Source organism: Cupriavidus sp. GW823-FHT06D04 (assembly GCF_058795055.1).
Window position 1 is genome coordinate 21,820 of record NZ_JBXAHL010000036.1, and the last position, 12,214, is coordinate 34,033.

The window sequence follows — 12,214 nt, forward strand, 5'->3', positions numbered from 1 at the left end:
GAACAGGATGCATGTTGATGCCGTATCCGCGCATCGGATGCGCAGATGCGTGGCGACACTGCACTCCTCAGCAGACTCAGCCACCAGGAGGGCAAGCCATGCAAGTCGTCACGATTGCTAGTACCGCGTCCGTCACCGGCGCTACCCCGCCAATCCAACTGCATACTACCCCGCAGACCAGGCCGCAGCGCGTGCTGTTGCAGCGCTGGGGCTTCTCCGAGCAGGAGGTTGCCGGCCTGATGATGGACCTACCTTCGCTGGACGGCCGCCTGGCCTGGACGGCGGACGAGCGGGCCAGGCCGCGTCCCGACCTGGTCATCCACCTGGTCGATGCCACGCGCCTGAGCGGCGTGTTCGGCGGCGCGCGCTGGAATGCGATGGGGCCGGTGGATGCCATGCGGCGCGCGCGCCGGCGCGGCACCAGCGAGATTGCCGTGGTGCTGGGCTCGGCTCAGCATCTGCCGGTCGAGCGCGTGGGGTGCTGGGTGCTGGCGGGCGAGCGCAGCTTGGCGGCGGCGCTGGGCATCGTGGCGCGCACCGCAATCGAGCCGCTGCTGGCGGCGGATGCGGTCAAGCGTTCTGGCTTCCATGAGCTGGCGGCCATGAATGCGTTGTGCATCCTGACCCGGGAACAGGAGCGGGACCGTGAGGCGCTCTCGCGGCGCGTCGTTTCCGTGCTGTGGGCGGCGGTCAACCGCTCCTGCGCGGCCCCGGCCCGCTTGCTGGTGGCCGCGCAGACGCATGTGATGGATCACGTGGATTCGTTCAACCCGCAGCTACTCCAGCGCATCCGCGCGTTCCGCAGGCATTCCGGCTCGCTCGACCTGAGCGCCGACATCGCCATCGCATACCCGTGGCCGGCCACTGCCGTGCCGGCCCTGTAGCCATCGCTGAGAGGCGGCTCAGGCCGCCGGGCCTACGCTGTCGGCGTAGGCAGCGCAGGCCTGCCTGAGATTCTCGGCGATCTCCTTGCGAAGGCCGGCCGGAGAGAGGATCTCCACACGCGCCGCGCGTTCCATCAGCAGATTGCGGAATTCAACCGACGGGATCACCGTCGCGGTCAGCCGGAAGCCGCCATCTTCCTCGACGATCTCCTGGTCCTCGGCCAGCTTCTGCTCGCGGAACAGGTTTTTGATCTCGCCGTCCTCCCGCACGCGCAGCTCGACGCGTACCGGCGCCTCGGGAAAGAACGAGAAATACTGGTTGTGGCGAACGTAGGCGTCGAGGTCGAAGTCCGGGTCCGGTTCGCCGGGCTCGTCCGTGCACGCGGCGGAAACGAAGCGGTCCAGCCGAAGCTGATAGCGCTTGAACCTGCCATCGCTGCCGCGGCGGCTGGCCACTAGGTAGAGCACCGGCCCGCGTTCGACCAGCGCCAGCGGTACAACCGGGTATTCGGCGGGGGCGTCACTGTCAAGCCGGGAATTGCGGTAGCAGACCGTTAGAACCCTGGTGGCATACAGGGCGCGCCGGATCGCATTCAGGATGTCCTCGCGGATCGGCGGCGAGCGCAAGGGGTAGCCCGCATCGATGCGCACCGTCTTGGTTGCCCAGGCGCGTGCGTCCACGAGTGCCGGGTCCACCGGACTTTCCTGCAGTACTTTCGCGGCGCCGGCGAAATATGCCTCGAGCTCGCTGACGACATGGCTGGGCAGGTGGTTGGGTGCATGCCGCTGCAGCGTCAGCAGCGCGATGGCGAGTTCCAAGGACGGGCGGCGCGCTGTATCCGACAGAGCCTTCTTGCCGGTGCGCCACCAGACCCGGTCGCGCGAGCGCCCGGACTTGGCCACCAGCCCTTCGTTTTCCATGCGCTCGAGCGCGCGTAGGATGGTGTCGCGTTGTGGTGGCTGATGCCGGTAGAGCGCCTGCAGGCTGTGGATGAGCTCGCCTGACGAGATCGGCATTTCGGCTGCCGAAGGCATGCAGGACAGGATATCGCCTTCGAGGCGGGGCCACTTAGCCGAGGTCACCATCTGGAACTTCCGTTATTACTTTTGTTCGGACGCGCTATCGTAGCGGATCCGCGCACAAAATGCGCAGATGCCGTGCCTGGCCTGCTTGGGGCTCCGGTCACCGCTCCCCAGCCTTCATTGCGCGGCCAATACAACGTTTATACAAGTGGGTTTTGGGATAGTCGTAGCAGGGGTAATCTGCGGCGAGCCTGCAAAGACCGACCCCTAACGGTTGGCACCTATACCATATCGAATCATTTCAACGCATGCATCAACAAATCGATCCCATTGACGCGATGGCTAGGAAAGAACAACGGGACGGGCCGGAGGCTGGAGGTTGCTATAAGAATGCAATGCAAGCAGACAACGGTAATGCCCTTGAGCATGTGCAAGGCCCCCGCTTCTATCTAGTATGCCGCTTAGATGGCTACGAAAACGAGCGTAGCCTCGCATTACATCGCCTTATCTCGGTGCAGACGTCGACCTTGACGTTCGAGCTTCCGAAAGATATTGATCTGCAGAAATACGATGGCATGGGCGGCTTGGGTTTGGAGAGGGAACGCGTATCCAGCCTAGTTTCATAACGACAACGCAGTCAGGCTGATCTGATTGGGTCGCCTTTGTCGCCGGAGCAGAGAGTAGAGGAACCGGAGGGCGCGTTCGAGATTAAAGCTACGGTCGTGGAGACGGCGCAGCTTGATTGGTTCCGGGGATTCGAAGATCGGATTAGCGAGATCGACCTGGAAGGCGGTTTATATAATTGTGCCGGAAAAGGATGGACAGGCTATAGTATCGCCTTGGTATGTTTTTCCGTGTGGATTACGCACCTATATAGAGACAGCCTGCGGTCGCTCCCAATCCGGGGGGCCAGTTTGCGTTGGAGCAGGTGCCGCTGTTTGCGGCGGAGAGGGGGTTCAGATTCGGCGGAGTACGCACTTAGAGCTGATACCGCTGGTTATAGCGGGTGCGATCGTCGACGACTCGACCGGGCTGGCATTGAGGGCCGCGACCTGTGGCGCCCTGTTGTTGTTAAGGGCACTTCTCTGCTTGCGGCCAACGCTAATCCAGCAGGGCGGAATCTGCCAAGAGTTATGACCGATGTGCTATCAATTTCCTCGGAGACTCTGTCGATAACGATTGATGGCCAGACAAGGAGTAATTATCGAAGAGATCTGTCTCCTCTCAGATGAAGAATCTTTTGACGCTTTTTATTCTGAAAATCAGTAATGCCCTACGACATCATTGAGCATGTACATCGCGTGGCCGCTTGGGCAGCCAGCCGAGCGGCGAGCACATCTAAAGGCAGCCGATTTGAAGTCAGGCAAGGTAAAGCAGTGCTGGAAGCTGTCGGGCTTCGCGACCTGCTGGCCGGCCCGGAAAAGCTCCCGCCTCCTGAGGAGATGGATGCCGCCCATAAGGACTGGCGGGAGGCCGTTATCGTGGCCGCACAGGAAGAGGGGCTTTCGCTGACTCACGGTATAGCAGCCAAACTCATTAATGTTTATCTGAAAGTCGGTCTGGTCAATACCGTCTACCACGCTCACCCTCGCGTAGCCGCAATACATCCGCCCATCGATCGAGAGTTGCTCAAGGCCTTGGCGGAACGGGATCGACCAAATGCAGCCCGATGGAGACGGTACCGCGATGCGGCGTGGTCAAAATACGACAGCCAGACCTACGAGGAAGTAATTGACGCTGTGCGCTGCTACCTCGGCACTGGCGTGCCGTTGTGGCGCATTGAAGTGGCGTGGCAGGGCTATCAAGGCTGAAAGGATGCTCTGCATATTATCGGGCGTCGCGATGCGGATGAGCTGGAGCTCGACTACCCCAAGGCGTGGCGTGATGTCGTCGAGCTAGACCGGCTAGGCATGGAGGAACGGGAGGCGGCGGGACGCTTTGATCCGCCGCCCCTTACCTTCCGCCGACACCAGTCTGCTACCGCAACGCCGGAGGATGAGCTAGGACGGGCAGGGTGAGATAACGGACTGGCTACGGCGGGCGAAAGCGTGCAAGGCACGATGTCAGCCCTGCTCCCAAGCGCTGCACCATCCCTTCGCCGCGACATCTTTGCTGCCGAACAGCGCACAACCGCCGCCAGCGCTACCCTCGTCACCCTGATAAAGCTTGCAGTTGGCGCAGGTCTGGGATGGCTTGTGGCTAGGGTATTTCTGTGGGTCGACCTTGGAGGAATCGGCCTTGTGGCCGACCTTGAGCGCTTGCGGCTCCTGCTCGCCCAGCATGGCCGCGGCGCGGGCCGGCCGACTCCCAAGGATCACTGCGGCAACCATCCCGGTAGTCAGCGCGAGCGGAAGGTAGCCAAGGAACTGTCGTCTGCGCGGCATGGCGGGGGTTTCTCCGTGGGGCGGCGGGCGGCATGTGCCTGCCGTATGGGACAGAGGTTACTGCGGATTGCGGGGGAGAGGCAATGTCGTCAAACCGCAGCGAAATGGCCTGGCGCCCGCGGCAGGTCGCCAACTCTGGCATGCAATGGAAAACCTATTCGGTAGTACCGGTCACTGAGGACTTCCTCTTCTTGAGTGGCTTGTCTACAGCATTCATGGCCTTGCCTTTAGCGGTAGAGGTGCGGGGCACCATTGATCGCTTACTTTGCACGGCCTTTGGCAACGATTTGTCCAAAACCAATTGACCACCCTTGTAGGGAACCCGTCCGGAGGGCACCACGGTCGCAGCGAGTTCCACATGGTATTCCTGGTCATCAAAGAACATATGGGCGCCAAAAGCCTGAAGAATTTGGTCCTTTGGGAGACCTCCGAGAAAAAACGCTTCGTCGATGGCCACGTTCCATGCTCGCAGCGTGTGAATCACCCGCGTATGCGCGGGGCTGTTGCGCGCGGTAACAATGGCAATGCGGACCGGGCACTGTCTCGGCGGAAAGTGTTGCTGGATCTCCGCGAGCCGAAGCAGTAGTTTGGCAAACGGTCCTTCCGTCATCGCCTTGTGGCGATTCTTGCGTTCGTGCCTGATAAACGCGTCCAGGCCTTTCTGCTTGTAGATGCGTTCAGACTCGGCGGAGAACAGCACCGCATCGCCATCGAAGGCGATTCGGATTTGCTTTGCCGGTGCTTGGTAGGTCGGGGGCACATCATAGAGCTGAGCCGCGGCTACACCCCCGTCGATGGCGGCCTGCACATCTGACGCATCGCGGGACAGGAACAGGTCCACCTTGAATGCCTGCAGGTAGCGCGCAATTGATTCACCTCCAGTGAAGGCCGCCCGCGTGATGTCCAGTTTGCTAGCTTCAATGGCATTAAAAGCGCGCAAGCCGGTATCCGGAGAGTTGCGCGAGATCACAACCACTTCCACCAGCCGCCTGCCAGGAATTGCCGCATTGAGTTCCAACAACGCTCGCACAAGCGGGAATGCCGTGCCGGGGGAAAGCGGTTCATCCTCATGCGCCCGCTGGTAGGCGGAATACGCCGCCACGCCTTCTGCCTGATAGATGCCGTTCTCCAACTCCAGATCGAATAACGCCCGGGAGGAGATACCAATTACAAGCTTGTCTGTGAGATCGTAGGCCATGCCAAAGTATAAATGGCGGCCTACGTGGAGGGCTAACATACGTGCCCCATCGTCGTCGTAGGCAACTTCGCGTTTAACATAACGCCCGATCCAGCTCTCTTGTCCGACTATTGGGGGGCTACGTTATCGGGGGAAGGGCGGATGTCTGTCCGCGCCGCCACCAGCTCAAGTCGGCCGTCGGCGCGCTGGCCCTCGGTCCCGGATTCCCAATCAGTACTTTCACGATGGTGAAAATATTGGGTTGTGACGATGGATCCCGCGGACATTCAACGGTCGTCTTTTGCCGAGGAACCGGTAAGTCAGCGCCTGCCGCGCGCTTGCGGAAGATTGGTCGACTACATCGAAGGCGCCGCTTCCATCCACTCTTGGTTGAAGCCTCTTTTTAGCTCGACAAGCAACCGGTACGCCCGCTGTAAATCGGGGTGGGAGGAAGCGGAAAGCCTGCCGGCATACTGATCGATCTGGTTCAGGAAGAGGTCGCCCCGCTTTGCCTTGATCGTCTGATCCCGCAACCAGTTCTCGGCGGGCAAAACCAGGCGCGAAAGGCGGGGCAGACGGTCAGCGATGGCCAGCCCCGCAGGATCGAAATCGGTGAATGCCATCACGGGCTCCTTCCGCTTTTCGATGACTTGGGCCGCATCCGCCGAATTGAATGTCGTGTCGCCCCGGTAGATCGCCAGAGTGGCTTTCCACCGGTAATCAATCCACCGGTACCGACTGAGGTATCGGAAAGTCTCGAGGTTTTCCACCACAAGTATCTGTTCACATTCCACCCGTAACGCGTCCTCGGGACGCAGGACCAGGTAAGCGCCATCAGGTACCTCGGTTAGGATACTATCGAGCAGACATCGTCCGAAAGCCGTTCGCACCGCGACAGACGCCGCATGCGGCCTTGCTCCAAACGACTTTTCGGACAAGCCGACGTATTGTGCGGTGTCTGCGCGCCGCATCTCGCCGTCTCCGCGCTCGAGAGGGATCCCGCGATTTTCAAGTAGCTTCGCAGCCAACAACCAATCGCTCTCGACGTAGACGATGGAACGACCGGCGAGGTGCCCAACGCTGTACTCTCTGGCAAAGTATGCGGCCATCTCGGAGCGACGAGAGGCGGGACGATCGGCGACGAGGCGCTGGAGAAAGGTGATCTGCGTGGCATCAAAAATCATGCGATACCTTGCGCGATGACATCGTTGGAGATCTCGTTTGCAAATCGGTCAGTGACGCCCGCGTCCGAAACGAAGGTAAGTGGAACGCCTTCCTCCTCCAATTGAATGGACGCGTACAACAGCCAGTCCTCGACGGGTAGGCCGACGGCCTCACGCTGTTGTTCCGTCCAGCGGCGCAACGAGATCGCCCCCGACGTGCTTCGAAGTTCGCCAACCAGCGCCTCCAGCATGACGTCATGCGGTTCCAGCGAAGGAGGCTCTGGAGTGACATCTTCTTCGATGATGGCGAGCGGGGCGGGGCGCGCTTCGACCGGAAGTGGAACCGGACGCGGTGGCAACCGGCGCAGAGCGTCCAGCAGGGCGGCGCGTCCGGCTTCGCTTGTGTCGCGAACGTCAATGTGCGCCTTCACGGCAATGGGCTCAGACCGGAACAGCTCGGGTGGGGCGCCATCAAGCGAGATCTCGAAGCCCGACGAGTTCTTGTTCTGACGAAGCCAATGCGATACGCGGCTGAGCTTACGGACACGTTGCTCCAGAACCCTGGCTCGGAACAGCGAACGATTGATGGTGGCCTGAACGTCCTTGATTTGGGAGGTCCACATCAGGAGGCGGCTTGTCAGGCGCTTACGAACGACGCTTCTGACCTCCATCATGCCTGCGTTGAGAGCTTCGGTTTCGATCTCGGTGAACAGGTTGCTCACCTGCGCCATCTCATTCAACGACTCACTGATTTCGTTGATGTAGTACTTGTTCTGGCGCAGCTTCGCTTGGAAGCTGGTGACATCGCCATACTGCGTCGAAACGAGCGCGTGGAGCAGCGACAGGTTGCGCTCGATCGAGTAGGAAATGTCGATGACCGTGTCGATGAACTGCTCCAACAGGGAGTTCCGGTCGTCGGCGTCACCACCATCCTCCCGCATACGCATCTCGCGCCAGATCGTCCGCGCTTGATGGATGCTGCCGGAAAGTCGCGTAAGCGTCTGATAGGCCCGGTAACTGACGAGATAGTCAGCGATGAATTCCCGCAGACGCGGATTCAATCGGTAGACGCCTTCTTCCTGAGGCTTCAGTGCCTTCAGGTTGGCCAGGTTGTCGATCCGATTGTTGCGCTGACGATCGCCGAGCTCGACAGCGGCCTCAAACGCCTCAGCCACTAGGTCATCGTTCTGGTGGAGCGCCCGGAGCAGCTTGGCGATCTGGTCGTTGGACTCACGCATTGCTGACCCCATCGATGGTCTGCTGCTCGTCGCCGATCTCGTCATCGATACGTTCGGCCTGAATCGCCTCGTTCTCCGAGATGAATTCGATGACTTGGTAGAGGTACTCGATCTTCCCCGTGATCTTATAGATGTCCGCATTGGGGTTGAAGAGCGTCACATAGCCGTCCTCGCGCAGTTGCTCGAGAACGCGCCGGAAGTTCTCACGGATGGATTGACGGGGGTTGAAGCTCTTGATGACGCCGCTGAGATTGTTGAGTTGGTTCTCGAGCGACGCGCTCTCTATAATCAATTCCTCCATCGTGGCGAGGCGAATCACATCGCCCGGGCTCAGGGCGATCTCGGTGGAGTTGGTTTGACGGATGAGATCCAGCAACAGCACCGCCGGGCCATAGACATCCCGGAAGCGCCGCAACTCCTCCTTGATCTTGGTGACGGCGAGCGTGGTGACGTCGCGCGGAGCCATGTAGTAGGCGCCATCGTCAGGGTTGGTGCGCGCCAGGCGGCACCCCAGATCGTTGAGGTTTGCCTCGACGCGCGCTCGGATGTCGGGATCAGAGAGGTAGTTGTACTCGGACTCGTGCGCGACGGAGCAGACGAACTCGCCCGCGAGAATGGTCTTCAGGACGACATCGATCACAGCATCTCTCCAGACGCGTTGGCGGGGACCCTCTCTTCAATGGCCGCCGGAAGCTTAGGCGGAGCGAACATGCGGATGACCCCCATGTCTTCGAGGCGGTACCGTTGGGCGAACTTGCGGTAGTGCCGTGGGTTCAGGTCAGGGGAGGCGGTGATGACGTCAATGCGGTTGTCGCGCAGCATGTCCATCAGCGCAATGAAGTTCGGGCCGTCAAATTTGCCCACCTCATCGGTCACCCAGGTGACGTAGACCTGGTCGCTGCCGCGAATCATGTTGAGCATGCCAATCAGCAGGGTGATAAGGATGATCGACGTGAGGCCGTTCGACGATACATTCTCGAGCTCCGATTCACGTTGGAACGACTTTTCCACGCCGTTCTCCATGACCTTTCCGCGGATGCGGATGTGGGAGGCAAGATCGACCTCAAGGCGGCCACCGGTGGCGATCGTGTTGGCAAACTCTTGCAGCACGATTTCCGCCCCGACATCAGGGACCTCGCGGCGCTGCCCTGCGCGGCCGAGCGTGAAGTGCGTCTCCTTGGCGAACTGGCTGACCTTCTTAAGCCGTTCCATGAAGCCCAGATCGCTGAAGTCAGTGACCATCTCAATTTCGAGGTCCTTGATGCGCTCAAAGGGCTGTACCGACCGCAGGCCCTTGCCGAGTTCGCGGTTAAACCGCTTGATCTCGGTCTCGAAGCTTTGGATTGCCCCGTGGAAGCGTTCGATCGTGTCGAGAATGACCCGCAGGGTGTTGTTCAAGTTGCTAACGATCTCGCCAGGGATGTTCCTGTGACACTTCACGAGCGCATGCGCCTTGTCGATGCGTTCGGTCGCTTCCGAAACCGACTTTTCGACAAATTCCTTCACGTTATTCTCGCCAGCGGTCAGGCGGTTGTAGACCATTTGATGCAGCTCACCAATTCGACGATTGGTGGCGGCGAGTTTGCTGCGCGCGCTGTCGACATTGTTGATCAACTGCGACGAAGGCATGTTCGCGTCGAACGAAACGTCCGTGCGCATCGGCGCAGGCAATTCATCGGCAAGCGCCTGAAGCTTGCGGCATTGCTCGGCGAGGTCGGTAATCTGCTTCTCAAGGGTTGCTTGCTGGACCCGGTGGCTTTCTGCCGCACGCATGGCGTGGGCTTCATGCTCCTTGAGAGCGCCAGAGGCCGCTGAAAGTGCGGACTCGGCGGCTTGCAACTCGCCTTCAAGCCTGATGAGCTCGGCGGGGCCGTTCGCTTTGAGCCAGTCGCGCCATTGATCGACGAGCGTGGCGTTGTCCTCGATTTGTCGAAGTTCGCTGTCAATTTTCTGTCGACGGATGTCCCACGCATCGATCTTTGCGGGATCGAGGTCTTTTTCGCGCAAGCGTTGCCTTCGTTGGGCGTCGAGGTCGCGCAGATGGACCTGAGCTAGTTCCTTGATGGCAAGTCGCTTGTCCTCGAATTCAGTGGTTTCCTTCTTGGCGGCGACATTGCCATCCCAAAGCTGCTTGCCGAAGCGCGTCTCAATCTTGCTCAGTTCTTCCTTGGCAGCCTTGGACTGGGCGGCGCGACCCGCTTCCAAGTCCGAGAGTTCTTTGGAAAGCTGCTTGACATCAGCGGCGAAGCGTTCGCGCTCCTCTTTCTTTGCCTGTTCCAAAGCAAGCTTTGCGCGGTCAAGGCTCTGCGACTTCGTGGTCCGGTTTTTCTCAACGAGGGAAACCTGACTTTGGGCGAGAAGGAGTTGGTTGTGTGCACTCGTTACCCGGGCAGAGGTAGTATCGCGCCTGCCTTTCAGTTCGTCGAAGTGTCGCTGGGTGACGTCCAGCCGCTGTTGGGTAGCCAGGATCTCGGCACGGGTGTCCTCCTCATTTGCCCACGAGGGGACGGCGATCTTGTCGAGATCGACAGACCAACCAAACGCAGTGAGGGCGTCTTTGGTGGCGTCGAAGGTCGGACTGAGGTCTGTCCGCGTCAGATGTGTGGGCGAGATGAGCTTGGCGAGGTTTTCCCAATCTTCACGGGGATGCTGGCGCAATGCCGCGTGGACCGTGCCTTCCTCGGGTTCCAGGCTTCGCTCAAGGCTTGCGATCTGGTCCTTAATGCCGGCGACTTGGCTCTGGGCGGCATCAACCTCACGATCGAGATCATCGAAGGCGCGGCAAGCGGCTGCGTGTTCGCGGCTTCGCTCGACCTCGGTCCTGCGCGCCTGGCTGACTTCACCGTTTAGGGCGTCAACTTCGTCCCGCAGGGTAGAAACGACCTCACACAGGTCGGCCGGCCCTTCTATGCGTTCCGAAAGGGTCCGAGCGCGAGTCAAAGCGACCTCGCTGGCTCGGATGGCTGCCTCAGCCTTAGACGCCTGTTCCGTATGGCGCTCGCGCGCCGACCCAATCGCCTCCTTCATTTGCGTGTTCAGGCTGTCAATCCGGATGCTGCGACGCTCGACCGCTTGCTTCCACTCGGTGTCGATGGCCTCAAGGGAGGTTTCGCGCGCGATCGTCACTTGTTCCTTGGCCGCATTGATCTCGGCGTCGATCGAGGCAGCCTCAGCGGCATAGATGTTCCGCTGGTGCATGATGTTGGCGCGCTCTGCTTTCAGCAGGGGGGCATTCTCCTGCTGTTGGAACCAATGCTCGACCTTGCCGTCATCGAAACGCTTCTTCATGGACTCCTGATCGCGGAAGTCCTGCTCAGCTTTGCGGCGATTGGTCTGGGTCGTTTCGAGGGACGAGGCAAGGCGTTCGTGCGCTAACTGCTCTTCTGCCTCGGTCCGTCGGCGCTGCTCGTCCGCGTCGTCCCGGCGGGCTGTCGCGTCTCGCAGCATGTCGGACTTGTGATTGTGTAAGGCGTTCACTTCACAGGAGAGCAGGCGGATGTCGTTCTCTTCGCCGTAGTACCGATCGATGCAACGCTCGAGTTCCTCGACAGACGGCGTGAGCTTGTGCGATTCCTCGCAAGCCCGGCGGTTTTTGATCCAATCAGTGATGTCAGACTTCGTCTGTTTCAGCAGCAGTTTGTTGCGATCGGTCGCGCTGGCGCTACCGATCTCTTCGTTCACCATGCCCACCGCTACCTGAATCAGATCACTGAAGCTGACGTGTTCCTTCACCACAGCGGCCACAAGCCGATCAAGGTTCGGCATCGCTTTTGGAGTGAAGGAATATTCGCGAGCGAGCAGGCGGAGTTTTTGAGAATCCTTTGTATTGCCACGCAGATTCAGGATGATCGACCGGTACTCGGAGGTCGTCAGCTTCGGCGTGAAATTGACACCTAGGGTTGCGGCCGCGGCGATAGAGCCGGCGTCGTCCATGAAGTTGCCAGCGCCATCTACAAAGAGATCACGGTTAAACGCGCTTTCATATAGGCGGTATTCGAGTGCATCCGGGTTGTCCCGCCTGGCACGAAGTACAGCCAGACGCAGGTCGGTGGACTCCGACGGGCCGCGCTGATACTCGAAGACGACCGCACTTTCAGGAGTCGGGAAGACGAAGCGCGGCATGGATTTCTGGCCATGGCCGGCTTGAATGATCTGACTGGGAAGGTGGCCGTAAAACAGCGGGTTCAGACGCAGCGTCGTGGTCTTGCCTACGCCGTTCGGCCCGACAACAGCAGCGCCATCCCGGGGATCGACGTCCGCGATTCGACGCGAGGGCTTATTCTTGTTGGTCCCGGCATTCACCAGGTACATCCGTCTGACGCGATACACGAGAGGATCGTCCTTG

General features: G+C 60.1%; 10 protein-coding genes. 3 read left to right on the forward strand and 7 right to left on the reverse strand.

Annotated elements, in window-relative coordinates:
* The first annotated feature begins 98 nt into the window (after nucleotides 1–98).
* A complete protein-coding gene (locus AC1Q7H_RS31250) occupies nucleotides 99–884 on the forward strand; it encodes a hypothetical protein (protein ID WP_492316490.1) in 786 nt (261 codons plus the stop codon).
* Between the two features lie 18 nt (nucleotides 885–902).
* Here the strand turns inward: AC1Q7H_RS31250 and AC1Q7H_RS31255 are convergent, their stop codons facing one another.
* Nucleotides 903–1,919: a helix-turn-helix transcriptional regulator gene (locus AC1Q7H_RS31255; RefSeq protein WP_492382123.1), complete on the reverse strand. Its 1,017-nt coding sequence runs from the start codon at nucleotides 1,917–1,919 to the stop codon at nucleotides 903–905.
* A gap of 296 nt (nucleotides 1,920–2,215) precedes the next feature.
* Between AC1Q7H_RS31255 and AC1Q7H_RS31260 the strand changes: the two genes are divergently transcribed.
* Both AC1Q7H_RS31260 and AC1Q7H_RS31265 read left to right on the forward strand, forming a co-directional pair.
* Nucleotides 2,216–2,533 carry a hypothetical protein gene (locus AC1Q7H_RS31260; RefSeq protein WP_492316488.1) on the forward strand — a complete coding sequence of 106 codons (318 nt, stop codon included), beginning with the start codon at nucleotides 2,216–2,218 and terminating at the stop codon, nucleotides 2,531–2,533.
* Nucleotides 2,534–3,175: 642 nt separating this feature from the next.
* Nucleotides 3,176–3,718 carry a hypothetical protein gene (locus tag AC1Q7H_RS31265; RefSeq protein ID WP_492316487.1) on the forward strand — a complete coding sequence of 181 codons (543 nt, stop codon included), beginning with the start codon at nucleotides 3,176–3,178 and terminating at the stop codon, nucleotides 3,716–3,718.
* Between the two features lie 252 nt (nucleotides 3,719–3,970).
* On the opposite strand, the gene AC1Q7H_RS31270 is transcribed toward AC1Q7H_RS31265, so the two are convergent.
* The 6 genes from AC1Q7H_RS31270 to AC1Q7H_RS31295 all read right to left on the reverse strand — a co-directional run bounded on the left by AC1Q7H_RS31270 (nucleotide 3,971) and on the right by AC1Q7H_RS31295 (nucleotide 12,171).
* Complete coding sequence (locus AC1Q7H_RS31270) at nucleotides 3,971–4,291, reverse strand: high-potential iron-sulfur protein (protein WP_492316486.1); 321 nt, start codon at nucleotides 4,289–4,291, stop codon at nucleotides 3,971–3,973.
* 154 nt (nucleotides 4,292–4,445) lie between these two features.
* Nucleotides 4,446–5,489, reverse strand: a complete 1,044-nt coding sequence (locus AC1Q7H_RS31275; RefSeq protein ID WP_492316485.1) for a 5'-nucleotidase — start codon at nucleotides 5,487–5,489, stop codon at nucleotides 4,446–4,448.
* Between the two features lie 335 nt (nucleotides 5,490–5,824).
* Nucleotides 5,825–6,652, reverse strand: coding sequence for a DUF7281 domain-containing protein (locus AC1Q7H_RS31280; protein WP_492316484.1), 828 nt, complete (start codon nucleotides 6,650–6,652; stop codon nucleotides 5,825–5,827).
* On the reverse strand, nucleotides 6,649–7,869 hold the full coding sequence (locus AC1Q7H_RS31285) for a hypothetical protein (RefSeq protein WP_492316483.1): 1,221 nt from the start codon (nucleotides 7,867–7,869) through the stop codon (nucleotides 6,649–6,651). Before AC1Q7H_RS31285 ends, AC1Q7H_RS31280 begins: the two co-directional genes overlap by 4 nt.
* A complete protein-coding gene (locus tag AC1Q7H_RS31290; protein WP_492316482.1) occupies nucleotides 7,862–8,509 on the reverse strand; it encodes a condensin complex protein MksE in 648 nt (215 codons plus the stop codon). Before AC1Q7H_RS31290 ends, AC1Q7H_RS31285 begins: the two co-directional genes overlap by 8 nt.
* Nucleotides 8,506–12,171: an ATP-binding protein gene (locus AC1Q7H_RS31295; RefSeq protein ID WP_492382124.1), complete on the reverse strand. Its 3,666-nt coding sequence runs from the start codon at nucleotides 12,169–12,171 to the stop codon at nucleotides 8,506–8,508. The genes AC1Q7H_RS31290 and AC1Q7H_RS31295 overlap by 4 nt, the downstream gene beginning before the upstream one ends.
* Nucleotides 12,172–12,214 lie beyond the last annotated feature (43 nt).